The sequence below is a fragment of the Paenibacillus lutimineralis genome (assembly GCF_003991425.1).
Lineage (GTDB): Bacteria > Bacillota > Bacilli > Paenibacillales > Paenibacillaceae > Fontibacillus > Fontibacillus lutimineralis.
The window spans coordinates 5,858,572-5,877,739 of the sequence record NZ_CP034346.1 but is presented as its reverse complement, the minus strand read 5'-3'; the positions used below and the strand labels follow the sequence as shown (position 1 = coordinate 5,877,739).

General features: G+C 46.3%; 14 protein-coding genes. 13 read left to right on the top strand and 1 reads right to left on the bottom strand.

Going from position 1 to position 19,168, the window contains the following annotated elements:
* Nucleotides 1-366 precede the first annotated feature (366 nt).
* The gene (locus tag EI981_RS26200) at nucleotides 367-2,259 is read right to left on the bottom strand and encodes a glycosyltransferase (protein ID WP_127003244.1); all 1,893 of its coding nucleotides are present in this window, start codon (nucleotides 2,257-2,259) and stop codon (nucleotides 367-369) included.
* Between the two features lie 242 nt (nucleotides 2,260-2,501).
* Between EI981_RS26200 and EI981_RS26195 the strand changes: the two genes are divergently transcribed.
* The 13 genes from EI981_RS26195 (at nucleotide 2,502) to EI981_RS26135 (ending at nucleotide 18,978) form a co-directional block, all read left to right on the top strand.
* On the top strand, nucleotides 2,502-2,699 hold the full coding sequence (locus tag EI981_RS26195) for a cold shock domain-containing protein (protein WP_068778981.1): 198 nt from the start codon (nucleotides 2,502-2,504) through the stop codon (nucleotides 2,697-2,699).
* A 275-nt stretch (nucleotides 2,700-2,974) separates the two neighbouring features.
* Nucleotides 2,975-3,523, top strand: a complete 549-nt coding sequence (hpf, locus tag EI981_RS26190) for a ribosome hibernation-promoting factor, HPF/YfiA family (protein WP_068778982.1) — start codon at nucleotides 2,975-2,977, stop codon at nucleotides 3,521-3,523.
* A 222-nt stretch (nucleotides 3,524-3,745) separates the two neighbouring features.
* On the top strand, nucleotides 3,746-6,253 hold the full coding sequence (gene secA, locus EI981_RS26185; protein ID WP_127003242.1) for a preprotein translocase subunit SecA: 2,508 nt from the start codon (nucleotides 3,746-3,748) through the stop codon (nucleotides 6,251-6,253).
* Nucleotides 6,254-6,570: 317 nt separating this feature from the next.
* Nucleotides 6,571-7,681, top strand: a protein-coding gene (gene prfB, locus EI981_RS26180; protein ID WP_127003240.1) for a peptide chain release factor 2 whose coding sequence is annotated in 2 segments (ribosomal slippage) — nucleotides 6,571-6,642 and nucleotides 6,644-7,681 — 1,110 coding nt in all. Because the reading frame shifts where the segments join, the coding sequence is not laid out codon by codon here.
* Nucleotides 7,682-7,802: 121 nt separating this feature from the next.
* Complete coding sequence (locus tag EI981_RS26175) at nucleotides 7,803-8,693, top strand: YitT family protein (protein ID WP_227011596.1); 891 nt, start codon at nucleotides 7,803-7,805, stop codon at nucleotides 8,691-8,693.
* A gap of 289 nt (nucleotides 8,694-8,982) precedes the next feature.
* The gene (locus EI981_RS26170; protein WP_127003238.1) at nucleotides 8,983-9,909 is read left to right on the top strand and encodes an ABC transporter substrate-binding protein; all 927 of its coding nucleotides are present in this window, start codon (nucleotides 8,983-8,985) and stop codon (nucleotides 9,907-9,909) included.
* Between the two features lie 35 nt (nucleotides 9,910-9,944).
* Nucleotides 9,945-11,642 (top strand): ABC transporter substrate-binding protein, encoded by a 1,698-nt coding sequence (locus EI981_RS26165; protein WP_127003236.1) that lies wholly within the window; start codon nucleotides 9,945-9,947, stop codon nucleotides 11,640-11,642.
* Between the two features lie 431 nt (nucleotides 11,643-12,073).
* On the top strand, nucleotides 12,074-13,126 hold the full coding sequence (argC, locus tag EI981_RS26160; RefSeq protein ID WP_127003234.1) for an N-acetyl-gamma-glutamyl-phosphate reductase: 1,053 nt from the start codon (nucleotides 12,074-12,076) through the stop codon (nucleotides 13,124-13,126).
* Between the two features lie 86 nt (nucleotides 13,127-13,212).
* Nucleotides 13,213-14,448 carry a bifunctional glutamate N-acetyltransferase/amino-acid acetyltransferase ArgJ gene (argJ, locus tag EI981_RS26155; protein WP_127003232.1) on the top strand — a complete coding sequence of 412 codons (1,236 nt, stop codon included), beginning with the start codon at nucleotides 13,213-13,215 and terminating at the stop codon, nucleotides 14,446-14,448.
* 83 nt (nucleotides 14,449-14,531) lie between these two features.
* Nucleotides 14,532-15,371, top strand: coding sequence for an acetylglutamate kinase (gene argB, locus EI981_RS26150; protein ID WP_127003230.1), 840 nt, complete (start codon nucleotides 14,532-14,534; stop codon nucleotides 15,369-15,371).
* Between the two features lie 115 nt (nucleotides 15,372-15,486).
* A complete protein-coding gene (locus EI981_RS26145; RefSeq protein WP_127003228.1) occupies nucleotides 15,487-16,677 on the top strand; it encodes an acetylornithine transaminase in 1,191 nt (396 codons plus the stop codon).
* Nucleotides 16,674-17,636: an ornithine carbamoyltransferase gene (gene argF / locus EI981_RS26140; RefSeq protein ID WP_127003226.1), complete on the top strand. Its 963-nt coding sequence runs from the start codon at nucleotides 16,674-16,676 to the stop codon at nucleotides 17,634-17,636. The genes EI981_RS26145 and argF overlap by 4 nt, the downstream gene beginning before the upstream one ends.
* Nucleotides 17,637-17,742: 106 nt before the next feature.
* On the top strand, nucleotides 17,743-18,978 hold the full coding sequence (locus EI981_RS26135; RefSeq protein ID WP_127003224.1) for an argininosuccinate synthase: 1,236 nt from the start codon (nucleotides 17,743-17,745) through the stop codon (nucleotides 18,976-18,978).
* Nucleotides 18,979-19,168 lie beyond the last annotated feature (190 nt).

Below are 19,168 nucleotides of genomic sequence, written 5' to 3'. Positions count from 1 at the left end.
TAAAAACTACTATTTGTCTGGAATCATCATATAAATAATTGCTCGTTTAGAGCATTTATAGGGTTAAGTATGACAGTCCAAGGAAATGTACTATTAATACAATTGTTCAACTTATAAACAATTAACTAATTTGAAATTAACTCTCGGGAAACAGAAAAGAGACTTTAATTTGTAGATGATTAACTTTCATCATACAGTAAAATTATAGATAACTTGGAACTACTTTTGATGAGTTTAAGATAGGTAGATGAGTAAGTTTATTTACAGATACTACCGAATCAATAAAACTAGGTTGAAATTAGAATTGCACCTCCAGTTTTTAGATATAACCAAGAATTGGAAGTGCAATTTGATTTAGGCTCTATATTATAAATTATTTTTTAGAGGGTGGTAATACTGTGATATTATGTTTGAATCGTGCTTATAATTAGCATCTGTACTACTTATATTTTGTATATAGAATTTTTCATTTGAACACAATTCCCACACTTCCTCTAATAGTTGCATTAGTTGATTGTAGTCCCTATTCTCCTTTTTGTAATATACTTGAATAGAAAGTGTAGACAAATATAGAGTTTTGAAACAAAGTTTTAAATACATTTGTCTTAAGAGGTTAGAATCCTGTAAACAGACCTTGAGATCCCGAATAATGAAAGTAAAGTCTTTATGTTGGTCCATCCTACTCTCAATTTTTGCATAATTAGGTATTGTGGTTGGGCAATCCATTTCGTTTTCATCAATTCCAATGTCCGTTTTTTCTGGCTTGCCTTCAATTATTAAAGTAGTGCTTGTAGTTTGTACATCTCCGTACTGACATAATAACAACTCCCAATACATATGAGGGTAATAGAAACATACGCTATTATCTAGATTGTCTTTGATGTATTGAACTCCTTCAAATTGTTGAAGTATTTTATTGTTATATATAAGTCCTGACATATAATTTGAAGTTAGCATGAATTCTAATAAAGCATCTTTCCCGCGGCTTCTTTGAATATCTGATAATCTATATTGTGATGTAGATGATGTTTTCAATATAGCTAGCTCAGTTTTTGAAGAGTTTAATTTGTTTATTATAGAAGGTAATACAGTTAAATCTACTAAGTCTTCATCACTTAACAATAATATAAATTTGCCACTTGCTAGCTCGCAAACCTTACATAAATTAACTGAAAATCCCACATTTGTGTCGAACCCAAAATATTTTACTCTTGTATCTTTAAGTTCCTTGATTTTATCATAGTACTCTTTTGTATCATTTTGTGTTCCATTGTTTGAAATAATAAACTCTATTTCTTCATCATAATATGATTGTAAAAGGTGCAAAATATTTTGGTATGCCCTGTTTCCCCTATTATAACTAGGAATACAGATACTAAGTAATACATGATCTCCTTTTCTATTCCCTTTGTGGATCCGAAATTCATGGATTTCATTAATGACTTTTTGAGGTATCTTGCTTATGTTTGTATTTTCAAAGTCAATAAAGTTCCTTGGGAGATATATGTTAGTGTTTATGAAATAATCTTGTAGTGCTGTGCAATTATCGAAAAATATAACGTTAGATATTATAATGTCATTTAATAACGCACCTTGTAAGCATGAAAGAAATTTATCAATTGTGTTTATTACGATATAGGTTTTTTTATTAGTTTTTCTGATGGCGTTTGTATACGTTAAAACGTTATACCAATTCCAATCCTCGTATAACAAATAATCTGAAAAGGCATCTACAGTTGCAATGGAAGGTATATGTTGATATTTATATAATGATATTTTCTCTTGTATTACTTTTTGTTTTTTGTCGTATATATAGTATTCATTAAAAGTTCCAGTAGGGAGCAACCAGAAGGGGAGCTCTTGGAAATTTGGAATATTCTCTACGTGAATATATTTATTTGAAATTAAGAAATTGACGTTAGCATCATAGATTTTTTTAAACTCGCTTAAATTTGGTTTAATAAAGGCTTCCATAAGAAAGTTTTCTATCTCATCTCTTGAATGCCCATATTCTTGGGCTTTTATTAACATCTCAAAGAAAGATTGAAATTCAGCTACAGCAAACAGAAAATAAGCAAATGAAATATACACCTTAGCTTTGGTTTCGTTATTGGTTTTGTTATGTTCTGTACCTTCTAAGATGTTTACTAGACTCTTATATTTTTGATAAGCTTCATCTCCGGACCCGTTATTTATAAATTCGTCTATAAGTAATAATTCTTGTTCAATCAATTGATAGATTTCTAGTTCGTCATTCACCAATAAAATCTCCTTCTCATATTTTTGAATATAATAATAATATCGGTATTAGATAGATAAGTTTGAAATGATTCATAACTTAATGTGTTTTGAAAATAAAATATAGTCAACCTTTACAACTAATTTACAGTAAAACCTTTTCTTTGGTAATTGACACTGGTTAAGTTTGGGTGGTATAGTCAAAAGTGAGGGCTTGTTCGTAAGGACCGACTCTTACTTGATAATGAAGGGAATGTTAGTGCATGCAAGGTAAAGTAAAATGGTTTAACGCAGAAAAGGGATACGGTTTCATCGAAACTGAAGAAGGAACAGATGTATTCGTACACTTCTCCGCTATTCAATCCGAAGGCTTCAAGACTTTGGAAGAAGGCCAATCCGTAGAATTCGAAATCGTCGACGGAGCTCGTGGACCACAAGCGGCTAACGTAATCAAATTATAATCATCCGGCAATTATTCTAGCCGACCTACATATATAATGTATGATGGTTAACAATTAAAGATTCGCTAGCAATCAGACCCTGGGAAACCAGGGTTTTTTTAATGTCCTTAATAGGGTAAACTCGCGTGAATATAAGCGATGGTCAGAGCGAAGATTAATGAGGCTTGCGATACATAACCGTCCATGAATTCGCCATTAACTTGCCTTTTACATTTTTTACTTTGGGTTAATATGTGTGATATAATAAAGGTGCAAAGTCAAAGGAGGAGTGCCCTATGAATTATAGTATTCGAGGACAACAAATTGAAGTGACCGAAGCCTTGCGAGAATACGTAGATAAGAAGCTCAGCCGACTTGACAAGTATTTCGATGTACCGCCGACTACGGGTGGTAGTGTAACGCTGAGTGTTGTACGAGGCTTGCATGTTGTCGAAGTCACAATTCCTCTTACCGGCGTAGTGCTCCGTGCCGAACATCGCAGCGATGATATGTATGCATCGATCGATGGGGTCGTGGACAAGCTGGAACGCCAAATCCGTAAGCATAAGACGAAGATCAACCGTAAATTCCGTCAGGAGAGCGGTCTGAAGAATTTATTTGTCGAAGGTCCAGTGAACGGATCTGCTCGTGAGGCAGAAGAAGACGAGCTAGAAGTCGTCCGGACGAAGAAGTTCAATCTGAAACCGATGGATGTGGAAGAAGCTATTTTGCAAATGAATATGGTAGGCCACAATTTCTTCGTATTTGCCAACATTGAGACGAATGAGACCAATGTGGTATACAGACGGAACGATGGCAAATATGGATTAATCGAGCAAGAGTAGCTTTAGCAATTCGTATCCATTCATGACGATTGTTGGAATGCAAATGGTAATTCTTTCAATTGAAGTAAAAGGAACGAGCCTTTATCCGCTTAGCGGATAGGGCTCTTTATTCATATAGGAGCAAATTGCTGATGTTCTACGGTGATGTCGTGTGTTGCGGCATTGATTACAAACTGTTACAATTTAGGCAAATCATCTGTATATGCGTGAAAGGGGTAAATCATGCTGGGATTAGTGAAGAAGATTTTTGGCGACACGAATGAACGTGACGTTAAACGTCTTATGAAGACGGTAGATATTATCAATAAATTGGAACCCGAGTTCGCAGCTTTATCTGACGAGCAATTGCAAGGGAAGACTGCAGAGTTTCGTGAACGGATCGAGAAGGGTGAGGCTCTGGACGAAGTGCTTCCAGAAGCTTTTGCTACAGTAAGAGAAGCTTCCAAGAGAACGCTTGGCCTGCGTCACTATGACGTGCAGTTGATCGGCGGTATGGCTTTGCATGAAGGAAGAATCGCGGAGATGAAAACCGGTGAAGGTAAGACCCTGGTCGGCACCCTACCGGTTTATTTGAATGCACTGCTAGGTAAAGGCGTGCACGTCGTTACGGTCAACGATTATTTGGCGCAACGGGATAGTGAGCAAATGGGGCAGATCTATAACTTCCTTGGTATGACTGTTGGCATTAACCTGAACGGTATGGAGCATGAGGATAAACAGGCTGCTTACGCTTGTGATATCACTTATGGTACGAATAATGAGTTCGGCTTTGACTATTTGCGCGACAATATGGTCCTTTACAAAGAGCAAATGGTACAACGTCCGCTTTACTATTGTATTATCGACGAAGTGGACTCGATCTTAGTTGACGAGGCGCGTACTCCGCTGATCATTTCTGGACAAGCTGAGAAGTCGACGGAGCTTTACTATTTTGCTGATCGATTTGTGAAGAAGCTGGAGCGTGAAGAGGATTACACCGTTGATATCAAAGTAAAAGCCGTAGCCCTTACTGAAAAAGGGGTTGCCAAGGCGGAAAAAGCTTTTGGTATCGAGAATTTATATGATCATAGTAACATCTTGCTGAATCACCATGTTACCCAAGCGCTGAAGGCGAATGTCATTATGCGTCGTGACGTGGATTATGTCGTGACCGAAGATGAAGTGCTCATCGTCGATGAATTCACAGGTCGGATTATGCAAGGCCGTCGTTATAGCGATGGATTGCACCAGGCGATTGAAGCGAAGGAAGGCATCGAGGTTCAAAATGAGAGCATGACGCTCGCTACAATTACTTTCCAGAACTATTTCCGGATGTATCGCAAGCTGGCTGGTATGACTGGTACAGCGAAGACTGAGGAAGAGGAATTCAAGAAGATTTACGGACTTGAGGTGCTTCAAGTACCGACGAACCGTCCGAATCAGCGCGTCGATATGCCAGACGTTGTCTACAAGAGCGAAGAAGGCAAGTTCAGAGCGGTTGTAGATCAAATCGTAGAGCGTCATAAGAAGAACCAGCCCATTCTGGTAGGTACTGTGTCGATTGAGAACTCTGAGCTTCTCTCCGAGATGCTGAAGCGCAAGGGTGTTGCTCATAAAGTGTTGAACGCGAAGTACCATGCTGAAGAAGCTGAGATCATCTCCCGTGCGGGTGAGCCAGGCTCCGTTACGATTGCCACGAACATGGCGGGTCGTGGTACGGACATTTTGCTTGGTGAAGGCGTATCCGACGTTGGCGGTTTGCATATTATTGGTACAGAGCGCCATGAGTCACGCCGGATCGATAACCAGCTTCGCGGTCGTGCTGGACGTCAAGGCGACCCGGGTTCGACGCAGTTCTATTTGTCGCTTGGCGATGAATTGATGAAGCGGTTCGGGGCTGATAACGTCATGAATATGATGGAGCGTCTTGGCTTCGAAGAAGATCAGCCGATCGAGAGCAAGATGATTACGCGTGCGGTTGAATCCGCTCAAAAACGCGTTGAAGGTAATAACTTCGACGTGCGTAAAGTCGTATTGCAATATGACGACGTGATGAATCAGCAACGTGAGATTATTTATAAGCAACGCCGAGAGTTGCTTGAATCAGAGAATGTTAAGCAAATTGTAGTGGATATGATTAAACCGGTCATCGAGCGTGTCGTTGCGGTTCATACCGCGGATGACATTCCGGAGAACTGGGAACTGCAAGAGATTGCCGATTACATGAATTCGAAGATGCTTGATGAAGGCGCGGTAACCCGAGATGATCTATGGGGCAAAGAGGCCGACGAAATGGTCGAGTTCATCTACGAGAAGGTCATGGCGAAATATGATACTCGTGAGCAGGCGATTGGTCCTGAACTGGTGCGTGAGTTCGAGAAAGTTATCGCTCTGCGTGCTGTAGATAGCAAATGGATGGACCACATCGATGCAATGGACCAATTACGTCAAGGTATCCACCTGCGTTCATACGGCGGTACGGATCCACTGCGTGAGTACCAATTCGAAGGCTACGAGATGTTCAATGGGATGATTGCATCGATCCAGGAAGAGGTTGCGACTTATATTATGAAGGCGCAAATCGAGACGAACCAGGAGCGCCAAGCGGTTGTGGATGAGGACAAAATCTCCACTAGCGGCGAACCGGCAGAGAAACGCCCGGTGAAGCGCAGCGACCAAGTAGGACGCAACGATCTGTGCCCTTGCGGCAGCGGTAAGAAATACAAACACTGCCACGGACAGAACGCATAATTGACAGCGGGGAGCTTCCGTGAATGGAGGCTCCCCGTTTTTTCTTTTTTTTAATGGGGTGTCCTATTGTGATTCGCCCTAGAAATGTATAAAATGAGCGTAAATACTTATAGTGCGTGTTCAAAAAGTACGGTTTTCAGCGCCGAGAAGGTTGAATGAAGCTAGGGACTGAGGAGCGGAGCGTACGTAGTTGGTACGTGAGCACCGGAAGGCCCGGCTGAATTCAAGATTCGATGCCGAATAAGCTCTCAGTGTTACTTCGAGATCAAAAGCGGACTTTTTGAACAACCTCTTATACAGGAAGGTGATTGAACAGCATGATCGATCCAAGTGTAAAGCATGATATGAGAGAGATAGCTACGCGACTAACTAATCTTAGGGGGTCTCTTTGACTTAGACCTGAAGCAGGAAATGATCGCGAATTACGAGGAGAAGATGGCGGCACCGGACTTCTGGGATGACAATGATAAGGCCCAGGCGTTAATCGCGGAGATGAACGCAGTGAAGTCCTCTGTCGATCAATATAATACATTGCAGCAGGAGTATGACGACATCGAGATGATGGCCGAGCTGGCTGAAGAGGAGAATGACGAGGCATTATTGTTAGAGATCAGTACCTCTGTAAGTGCATTATTGAAGAAGATGGAGGATTTTGAGCTTCAACTGCTGCTGAGTGCGCCATATGACAAGATGAATGCGATTCTTGAGCTGCACCCAGGTGCTGGGGGGACAGAATCCCAGGACTGGGGCTCCATGCTGCTGCGGATGTATACGCGGTGGGCGGAGAAGCGCGGTTTCAAGGTTGAGACACTTGACTATCTACCGGGGGATGAAGCTGGAATCAAGAGTGTCACACTGTTGATCAAGGGCTATAATGCCTATGGATATTTAAAAGCAGAGAAGGGTGTGCACCGGTTGGTTCGCATATCTCCATTTGATTCCTCTGGCCGTAGACATACCTCCTTCGTCTCTTGCGATGTGGTACCAGAAATAACCGATGATGTAGATATTGAGATTCGCACTGAGGATCTCAAGATTGACACGTACCGGGCAAGTGGCGCGGGCGGTCAGCATATTAACACGACTGACTCTGCGGTTCGGATTACTCACTTGCCAACCGGGATTGTCGTAACATGCCAGAATGAACGCTCGCAGATCAAGAACCGCGAGCAAGCTATGACCATGCTCCGTTCCAAGCTCTATGAGCGTAAGTTGGAGGAGCAGCAAAAAGAGCTGGATGAGATCCGCGGCGAACAATCGGATATCGCCTGGGGCAGCCAAATTCGTTCGTACGTATTCCACCCTTACAGCATGGTCAAGGATCATCGCACCTCGGTAGAGACTGGGAATGTGGGCGCTGTAATGGACGGCGATCTGGACGCATTTATCGACGGCTATTTGCGGAGTCAGATCCGAACTGAATCATAATAACGGAAAATCCTACACATGTCATGGTAGAGCTGGGGAGAGAAAGCTACAGGTATATCTCGTCCGCCGGCTCTTCTGGTGTGTAGGATTTTTTTGAGATCACAGCTAAGGAGGAACTGGGGTGTCGTCAACAACCCGCAAACGAAGGCTTAACGAATATTTTCCGGTAGATGGGCCGATTCGCCATACCGTCGATACGGTCATGATTATTGTAGGTTCTTTTATTACGGCTCTGGCCTTCAATCTATTTCTATTGCCTAGCAATATCGCATCTGGCGGAGTTTCCGGCATCTCGGTCATTATTCAGTCGGTGTTCGGCATTGAGCCAGCATATACGCAGTGGGCACTTAACATTCCCTTATTCATTGCAGGCTATCTGGTGCTAGGACGCAACTATGCTATTCGCTCCTTGCTGGGTACGATTGTATTGCCGCTCTTCGTCTTCATGACGAAGGACTGGTCTGTTCCAACGACAGATCTGCTGTTATCATCTCTCTACGGTGGCATTGGTGTTGGGGTTGGTCTGGGGATTGTCTTCCGGGGACGTGGATCAACCGGGGGACTGTCGACGCTGGCCCAGATTATCCAGAAGCTCACCCGGCTGAACTTATCGGTATGTGTCGTGATGATGGACGGCATGGTTATATTATTGGCGATGTTTGTTCTGTCCCCAGAGAAGGCGCTCTATGCGCTTATCGGTCTCTATATTACCGGCAAGATCATCGACATGATCGAGCTGGGCTTCAATTATACGAAGGTGGCCTACATCATCGCCGACAAGACGGATGAAATATCCGAGGCGGTGCTGAAGCATTTGGACCGGGGCTTGACCAAGCTGGATGCCCGTGGCGGATATACAGGAGAAGAGCGTACTGTGCTCATGGTCGTCGTTGGGCAGAGCGAGGTAACAAGTCTCAAGACGCTGGTGCAGTCGCTTGACCCGAGTGCCTTTGTTATCATTACGAATGCTCATGAAGTCTTGGGAGAAGGTTTTAAACGAGTACAGGAGTAATGTATGATTTACCGTTAAAGATGGAAGGGTTCAACAAAATATGCATAGGAAAGGCACACTCTTAAGATTTTCTGGGAGTGTGCTTTTTACTGATAGGGAAGGGGAGACGGACAGGGCAGAGGAGGACCGTCTGCTTGCTCTGAGAGTTTTAGTATTTTGTATAAAATCTAGAGAAGGATTGTCATTTGTCCATTGATCAAAAACAGAAGAGCTTATACACTTATATCATTATATTGATAATAATAATCATTATCATTTATATTGATATTCATTAGGGGGATTTTGCAAAATGGGGAAAAGAGCTCTTCTTGTACTATTAACGATTGTGCTATCAAGCATGCTGTTATTTGCGTGCGGCAATCCGAAATCTGAGATGTCCGCCAACGCTGTACGTCCGATTACAGATTTCAAAGGTCATCAGGTGGATATTCCGGCATCTCCGCAGCGGGTTATATTTTGGGGCGAGACCTATGGGGATCTGTTAGCCATTGATGCGGATGTCGTGGGAGCTGGTTTTTTCGCGATTGACGGTTTTGTATTTGAAGATCAAGTCAAAAATGTCGAGGATCTTGGCTTCCCTATCAATTTGGAGAAGGCGCTTGAACTCGAACCGGATCTAATTATTACGGCGAGTACGGACGAAAAGGAATACGAACAATTGTCCAAAATTGCTCCAACAGTGATGTTCAATACTTTTGAGAAGCTTGATGCACGCATGCTGCTGATCGGCGATCTGGTTGGGAGAAAGGCTGAAGCCGAGCAGTGGCTGGCACAATATAAAGAAAAGACAGATCAGATGTGGGCAACACTGCATAAGGCAGGAGTTCAATCTGATGAGACCGCATCAGTGTTAACATTCTACCCGGGAGATCGTTTGTTCGTAATGGCAAGCACAGGACTTTCGCAAGTGATTTATGAGCAGGGAGGACTGAAGCCCTTAGGGAAAGTCCAGGAGCTGCTGGACGAAGGTACAGGCTTCAAGGAAATATCGAAGGAGCTTCTCCCTGAGTACGCTGGAGATCGTATTTTTGTTCTGACACCGGTGGATGAGGAAGCGAAGAAGTCGACAGAGGACATGCTGGCAAGCCCATTATGGAAGAACCTCCCTGCGGTGCAGAAGGGCCATGTGTATACAATCGATATATTGAAATCGGGAAGCGATGCGCTAACTAGACAATGGCTGTTGGAGGAGATACCGAATCAGCTTGCAAAATAATTTTTGATTCTAATCATTACAGGAGCTTAAGGCTTATGAATAACCAGAAGAATGAGGCGGCCCCGCTACACAATCTGCTCTTCCATTTGTCAGATATAGCAGTGATCGATCAGCCAGTCGGTTGGGAATCGGAATTATGCGTGTCGGACGGCCATACTTTTATCGTTATACTGAAAGGCCAAGGCAGTATTGATGTGGAGGAGCATGAGTTTTTATTTGCAGCGGCCAAATGTTATTTTCTGTCGCCAGGCCAGCATTATCAGCTCAAGAACGGGTATGACAGCGGAATGAGTTTGTATCGGATGACTTTCTCGGTTATTGAGGTGGGAAAGAATCTGCATAGAACATATATAAAAAATTTTATATCGGGCCGCGTAGAATTGACGGTCTTCCCAAGTGTCCGGCTTATCCAAATGGCTCATGAGTTGTATGCAGGGAATGACGCGACAGGCGATTTGGAGGTTAGTAAGCAGCAGTTGCGCTTCCATGAGTTTATCCACGTGCTGATTGAGCATAACCTTCATGCAGGGCAGTCCAGCCACTCAAAACAAGCGGTTGAGGGAACAATTCGTTATATGGAGAGCCGTTATATGGACCAAATGACCGTGAAGGAACTGGCGGAATCTGCCCATGTTCCACATTGGCGGTATTCTTCAATATTCCAGGAGCTGACCGGAAAACGTCCGCTGGAATATTTGAATGATCTGCGCATCAATCGCTCCAAGCATTTACTCGTTCATACGAATGAACCGCTTCGAGAGGTCGCCCGTCAGGTCGGATTCCTTGATGAGTATTATTTTAACCGCCGGTTTCGCCAATCGACTGGGATTGCTCCGAAACAATTTGCACGATACATGCGAAAATACAAAAAAGTAAAGGATTGGACGGGGCATGTCGTGGATATTCCCGTCAAGCCGGAACGCATTGTCTATTATGGGGAGACGCTTGGCGATCTGCTTGTTCTTGGAATTGAGCCTATAGGAGGGATTTTCCCATTGCATGTGGCTGCAAGCAGGAATTTACAACAGAGCATGCAAGATGTAGGGCATCCGATAAATCCTGATATTCTGGCCAAGCTTCGGCCGGATTTGATCATTCTGGCTAATGCCGATGAACGGCAGTACAATCTGATATCGGGAATTGCTCCTACCGTTACCTTCAATTCATTCGCGCCGCTTACTGTAAGGCTGCATGTACTGGGGGAAATGCTGGACCATAGGCTACAGGCAGAAAAGTGGCTGAACAGGTATCATGCAAAAGCGGAGACAGTATGGAAGCAGTTGAGCTCCTTAGTTGATCCGGGCGAGACAGCCTCAGTGCTCCAGTATGATCATGGCAGGCGATTGTACGTCATGGGATCAGCAGGACTAACTCCAGGCTTGTATCATCCGCACGGTTTCCGGCCGGTTTCGAGAGTACAGAAGCTGCTGAATAACGGACAAGGGTTTGCTGAAATCAGCGAGGAAGATCTGTCCGCTTTCGCCGGGGATCGTCTATTTATCATGCAATCAAAGCATCCGGAATCCAGAGCAGCCATGGAGGAATTAATGAGCAGCCGGAGCTGGCTCACCCTGCCCGTTGTGCAGCGCGGCCATGTATACGAACTGGAGGCTTCTGAATGGAATTATGGGGATGCTATTACTCAAGAGCTGCTGCTTGAACTCCTTCCACGATTGCTACAACACACATTATATCCGGAGGGATGGCGGGCAGAACAAGCATCGGATGATTGACAGAAAAATATAGGAGTTTCGCCAAAAGGGAGAATGACAACGTTCTCTCTTTTTGTTGTTCGTACGTTATGTTCAGGTCTATTAATCCGCCAAAAGCATTACCATTGTCTCTGATGACGATAGAGTATGGCATTAAAATAATTAATGGTTGTATTTATATAAGCAGGACCGTATAATAATACATATTAATTACGGATTTATACATTTGATCTTATAGATGTGCGATTCAAAAAGGCCGATTTTCAGCACCAAGAAGGTTGGATGAAGCTAGGGACTGAGGAGCGGAGCGTACGTAGTAGGTACGAGAGCACCGGAAGGCCCGGCTGAATTCAAGATTCAATGCCGAGATACTTCCTGATTTGCTTCGTGATCAAAAGCGGACTTTTTGAACGACCTATAGATAGTAAGCGATGGGAAGAGGGGGATATAGGATGGAAAATGTAAAAGTGAAGGTGGCGATCATTGGTTCCACGGGCTATGGAGGCGTGGAGCTGATTCGTTTTTTAATGGGACATCCGCATGTAGAGATTGTATCGGTGATTTCATCCTCCAGTGCGGGCGAACCGATTGCTGATGGATTCCCGCATTTGTCTGAGCTGATGGTACAGAATTTGGACGGTGTTGATCCGCAGGAAATTGCAGAGAAAGCGGACGTAGTGTTTACAGCAACTCCTTCAGGGGTCAGCAGCAAGCTGGTACCACAGCTTCTTGAAGTAGGGCTGCGCGTCATTGATTTGTCAGGTGATTTTCGGATTAAGGATAGATCGGAATATGAAGCGTGGTATAGGCATGAGGCGGCAGAACAGAAATGGCTTGATAAAGCCATCTACGGATTGTGCGAGATTAATGGAGACCTCGTGATAGGTTCAAGCTTCATTTCTAATCCTGGTTGCTTTTCTACTACGACACTCCTTGGACTGATTCCTGCTCTTAACGCAGGCTGGATTGATCCGGCAAGCATTATTATCGATGCTAAGTCGGGTGTATCCGGTGCAGGACGGGGAACGAGCCTAACAACGCATTACGCGGAAATGAATGAAAATATGAAAGTATATAAAGTAAATAAGCATCAGCATATTCCTGAAATCGAGCAGGAGCTATCCCTTGCTGCTGGTAGTCCAGTAATGGTGACTTTTACAACGCATCTGGTACCGATGACAAGAGGGATTATGAGCACAATGTATGCAAAATTGCAGGGGGATTATACAGAAGAAGGACTTATATCGTTGTATCGCGAATTTTACGCTGGAAGACCATTTATACGGATTCGTGAAGCGGGCAAGTGGCCAGCAACGAAGGAAGTATTCGGCTCGAATTATTGCGATATCGGATTTTCTGTGGATGACCGAACTGGAAGGGTCACGATTATTGCTGTGACGGATAATGTTGTCAAAGGTGCAGCTGGTCAGGCGATACAGAATTTGAATCTGATGATGGGCTGGGACGAGACGACTGGACTTAAGCTTAGTCCTGTATATCCATAATAGACTGTGAACGATGCAAGTAGAAAGATAGACGAAATTCATAGATTCATAAGATAAACAGGATTCAGGAAATGGAGAGGATCGTCATGGGAGTGGTTAGTTTATTTCAGATTGTTCCGGCAGGCTCGATTACCTCGCCGAAGGGGTTTCAGGCCGGCGGACTGCATTGCGGCCTGAAGAAGACATCGCGCAATGATCTCGGCGCGATATATTGTGAGGTGCCGGCGACGGCGGCGGCGGTCTACACGACCAATGTGTTCCAGGCTGCACCGCTGAAGGTGACGCGGGAATCGATCGCGTCCAATAACGGTCAGCTGCGGGCTGTGGTCGTGAACAGCGGCAACGCCAACGCCTGCACCGGCCGCCAGGGCGAGGCCGATGCTTATGCGATGCGCGCGGCAGCTGCGGATGCCTTCAGGCTCGCCGCCGATGAGGTGGCCGTCGCTTCTACCGGCGTCATCGGCGAATTGCTGCCGATGGACCGCGTGGCCCACGGGATTACGGGCCTGCCAGCAGCGCTGGCGGTGGGCGATGAAGGCGCCGACCAATTTGCGCAAGCGATACTGACGACGGACCTGGTGAAGAAGGAGTCCTGTGTAACGATTACTGTGGACGGCCATGAAGTGACGATCGGCGGAGCGGCCAAGGGTTCGGGGATGATTCATCCAAATATGGCGACGATGCTTGCTTTTGTGACGACGGATGCGGCGATTTCCCCGAAGGCGCTACAAAGCCTGCTAGGAGAAACGACGGATGTAACGTTTAATATGATTACCGTGGATGGAGATACGAGCACGAACGACATGCTGATTGCCATGGCCAGTGGTCTGGCCGGCAATACCGAGCTGGCGCCGGGGCATCCCGATTGGGATAGCTTCGCAGCTGCCTTCCGTTATGTGTGCCAGACGCTGGCTCAGGCGATTGCCCGCGACGGTGAAGGGGCAACTCGTCTCGTCGAGGTAACGGTGAACGGAGCGGTCACTGATCTGTCAGCTCAAGCCATTGCCAAGACGGTGATCGGCTCCAGCCTTGTGAAGTCGGCAGTATTTGGCGCCGATGCCAACTGGGGACGGATTATTGCGGCGGTGGGGCGTGCTGGTGAACCAGTGAATCCGGACACCGTCGATATCCAGCTCGGCGACATCCTCGTGTTGTCCGGTTCACAGCCGGTGGCGTTCGACGAGGAAGAGGCGCTGGAATATTTGAAGGGCGATACGGTTGTCATTCATGTCGAGCTTCATAACGGACCAGGCCATGCAACGGCTTGGGGATGTGACCTGACTTACGACTACGTACGAATCAATGCGGCATACCGCACTTAATAAGGAATTCAAAAAGTCTACTTTTTGAACATGTACTTTATACGATATTTTCTATCAACCTATCAGAAGGAGGTTCATTCTACATGGAGACAGCTTTGGAGGGGAACGAGCTCTTGGTCAATCAGAAATGGGAGAAAGGTACGTTTGTGATGAAGTGCGGCGGCAGCACGCTTGAGGAATTGCCGGATTCTTTCTACAGTGATCTGGCGAAGCTGCAGGTCGAAGGCGTACAGCCTGTTATTGTGCATGGAGGCGGACCAGCGATCTCCGACAATTTGAACAAGCTGGGGATCGAGACTCACTTTGTGAATGGTCTCCGCTATACTTCCGAGGAAGTATTGGACGTGGTGGAGATGGTGCTTGCTGGAAGCATTAACAAGAAGGTAGTACGGCGTATCGCTCAATCGGGCGGCAAAGCGCTCGGGATGTCGGGAGTCGACGGCGGATTGATTATTGCTAAGCCGGTGCAGGCGGCCGCAGAGGTCGGTTTGGTCGGTGATGTGACCGATGTGAACGCGGAACTGATCGAAGGTGTGCTGAAGCTCGGATACATGCCAGTGATTGCACCTATTGGTGTAGGAACGGAGGGCAGCCGTTACAACATTAATGCAGATACAGCAGCGGGAGCTGTCGCCTCAGTGCTGGGCGTACACCAGATGATCGTTGTTACGGATGTTCCAGGAATCCTTAAGAATACAGGTGGAGAGAAGCGTGTGCTTGAGACGGTTACTGTACAGCAGATCGAGGATATGATTTTGACTGGAGAAATCTACGGCGGTATGATCCCGAAGGTACGGGCTGCGATTGCTTGCATCCAGGGGAAAGTAGACGAGGTCATTATTGTGGACGGCAGTGAGCCGGGAATTTTGGGCCGGGTATTATCTGGTGAGAAGATCGGCACACGGATCGTACGCATGGGCTAATATAAATCACCATCCAACTGAAGCGTTTTGTAAAACGCACATCGGAAGCATAAGCTTCGGTGCTGAAAATCGGCCTTTTTGAACATACACATTAAATGATAGGAGTTGAATAAAAATGGCGCAAAGCGCACTTTTTCCGACTTATTCGCGTTACCCAATCAATCTAGTCAAAGGCCACGGCAGTTGGCTATGGGATGATCAAGGCAATCGTTATCTCGATTTTATGAGCGGACTGGCGGTAACCAATCTCGGGCATGCCCCAGAGAAGGTGAAGCAGAAGGTGAAGGAGCAGCTCGACGAGCTGTGGCATGTCTCGAACCTGTTCCAGATTCCACAGCAGGAGCAGGCGGCGCAATTGCTGACTGAGGTCAGTTGTGCGGATGCCGTGTTCTTCTGTAACAGCGGAGCTGAAGCGAATGAGGCGGCGATCAAGCTGGCTCGTCGTTATCATCAGAAGATCAAGGGCGTGGACCGTTACGAAGTGATCACGTTCGAGCAATCCTTCCACGGACGTACGCTGGCAACCCTGACGGCGACCGGGCAGCAGAAGGTGAAGGATGGCTTCCTCCCGCTTCCAGCAGGCTTCAAGACTGTACCTCTGTATGATATGGATGCTCTTCAGGAGGCGATCGGCCCGCACACGGCGGCGATTATGATTGAGATGATCCAGGCTGAAGGCGGCGTCTATCCCGTAGAGCCTGAATTCGTACAGGAGCTCTCCAAGCTTTGTCAGGCTCAGGGACTGCTGCTTATTATCGATGAGGTTCAGACAGGAATGGGACGTACGGGTTCCTGGTTTGCACATCAGCAATACGGCATCGAGCCGGACATTTTCACAGTGGCCAAAGGAATCGCCAGCGGACTGCCGGCAGGGGCGATGCTTGCCAAGGACTATTTGCGTGAGGCATTCTCTCCAGGGAGCCATGCATCGACCTTCGGCGGCAATCCTGTAGCTGCAGCATCGGTGATTGCCACGCTAGAGACAATGAAGGAAGAGAATACCCCTCAGAAAGCAGCCGAGGCAGGAGCCTATCTTGTGGAACGTTTAAAGGCGGCGCTTGATGGGCAGCCATTTGTGAAGGATATTCGCGGCATGGGTCTGCTGATCGGAATTGAGTGCGCAGAGCCTGTTGCTGAGCTTGTTGCCGCTGGCCAGAAGAATAAGCTGTTATTCGTAACCGCAGGTCCTAACGTCATTCGGTTGCTGCCGAATCTGCACGTAAGTCATGAGGAGATCGATCAGGCAGTAGACACACTGGCTGCTATCATTACAACACATACGAGCAAGGAGGAAGCAAAATTATGAGCCTAACTCAGCCATTGACGGATAAAACTTTTAATTTGCACGGTCGTGATTTTTTGGAAATGGATGATTACTCCACCGAGGAGATTCAATATTTGATCGATTTGGCTATTGAGCTGAAGCGCAAGCAGAAGAACGGAGAAGTATACGAGCCGCTGAAAGGGAAAACCGTCGGTTTGGTTTTTGAGAAATCTTCGACTCGGACGCGTGTATCCTTTGAGGTGGGCACGTATCAACTGGGGGGACATGCGCTGTTCCTCAGCAAGAATGATATCCAGCTCGGCCGTGGGGAGACGATCGCGGATACAGCTGGGGTAATGTCCCGTTATTTGGACGGCATCATGATCCGGACCTTTGGACATGACAAGGTCGTTGATTTGGCCAAATACGCTTCGATCCCGGTTATCAACGGACTTAGCGATCTGGCCCATCCTTGCCAAGTGTTGGCGGACTATCAGACGATCTATGAGCACAAGGGCAAGCTGCAGGGCATCAAGGTCGCTTATGTTGGCGATGGCAACAATATGGCTCATTCCCTTATGATCGGCGGGGCAAAGCTGGGCGTGCATGTCAGTGTATCAAGTCCGGAGGGCTATGAGCCCGATGCGGCGGTGGTTCAGCAAGCACAAGAGATCGCCAAGGCTACGGGAGCCATCATTGAAGTGGTTCGTGATCCGAAGGCTGCCGTTCAGGATGCGGATGTGATCTATTCAGATGTGTGGGCGAGCATGGGCTTCGAGGAAGAACAGAAGCAGCGCGAACTTGCTTTTGAAGATTATCAGGTAAATGAACAGCTGGCTTCTTATGCCAAGGATGATTATGTATTTATGCACTGTCTGCCTGCCCACCGCGGGGAAGAAGTTAGCGAGGGCGTCATTGACGGCAAGCATTCGATTATTTTTGATCAGGCGGAGAACCGTCTACATGCACAGAAGGCGCTGATGGCAGCTTTAATGGGATAAATAAAAAAATACTATATAAGTTGAACCAATGAATATTGGTATGAAGGCAACGGATGAAATGTTCGGATAATTTCAACTTATATAGTACTAGAGAGGAAGAGGAAACATGGCGAAGCAAAAAATTGTGTTGGCGTATTCCGGAGGGCTGGATACTTCCGTTATATTGAAATGGTTAAAGGAAACTTACGATGCGGAGATCATCGCTTTTACGGCGGATATCGGTCAGAAGGAGGAACTGGACGGGCTTGAGGCTAAGGCGCTTGCCACCGGTGCTTCCAAGGTGTATATCGATGACCTGCAGGAAGAGTTCGCCAAGGACTTTATTTATCCGATGTTCCAGTCCGGAGCATTGTATGAAGGGCAGTACTTGCTCGGTACGAGTATCGCCCGTCCACTGATCGCGAAGCGGATGGTGGAGATCGCACGTAAAGAGGGAGCAACAGCAATTGCACATGGAGCGACAGGAAAAGGGAACGACCAAGTAAGATTTGAACTGGCGGCGGCTGCAATTGCACCGGAGATCGCTGTAATTGCACCATGGCGTCTGAACGAGTTCCGCGATCGTTTCCCGGGCCGGGCAGAGATGATCGAATATGCTGAAGCAAATGGAATCCCGGTTACTGCATCGGCGGCGAAGCCATATTCGATGGACCGTAACTTGCTGCATATCAGCTATGAGAGCGGCGTGCTGGAGGACCCATGGTTCGATGCGGCTGCACCTGAAAATAAGGATATGTACCTGCTCAGCGTCTCGCCGGAGGATGCTCCGGATCAAGCGGAATATGTTGAATTGGATTTCGAGCAAGGAAATTGTGTAGCCATTAATGGTGAGCAGCTTAGCCCGCTGGGCGTTATGGATAAGCTGAACGAGCTTGGCGGCAAGCATGGCATCGGCCGTGTTGATATGGTAGAGAACCGCTTCGTAGGTATGAAGAGCCGTGGCGTATATGAGACGCCAGGCGGAACGATTCTGTTCACAGCGCATCGCAAGATGGAGTCGCTGACGATGGACCGCGAGGTGATGAACCTGCGTGACAGCCTAATTACCCGCTACAGTACGCTCGTCTACAACGGCTTCTGGTTCGCACCGGAGCGTCTCGCACTGCAAGCGTTGGTAACGGAGAGCCAGAAGAATGTAGCTGGTACAGTGCGTGTGAAACTGTATAAAGGCAATATTATTGCCGCTGGCGTGAAGAGCCCAGTAAGTCTCTACAATCCGAATATTGCTACGATGGAAGCCGATCCTACTCAGGCTTATGATCAAGGGGATGCTACAGGCTTTATACATCTGAATGCCCTTCGTCTGAAGGTGAGCTCCGGAGTAGAGCAGAATAATAAATAACTTAAAAATAGTTGCAATAGCTCACTTATTTGGACGGAAATTGCTACAATAGCAAAAATAGTTGTGAATTTACAACTATTTTTCAATTTAGAGTCGATTTAAAGAGGTTTTGGTCCAAATAAGTGTATAAACGCAGTTATATGCTTTAGGGAGCTCATAACAGGCGTGAATAGTTGTAAATCAGCACCTA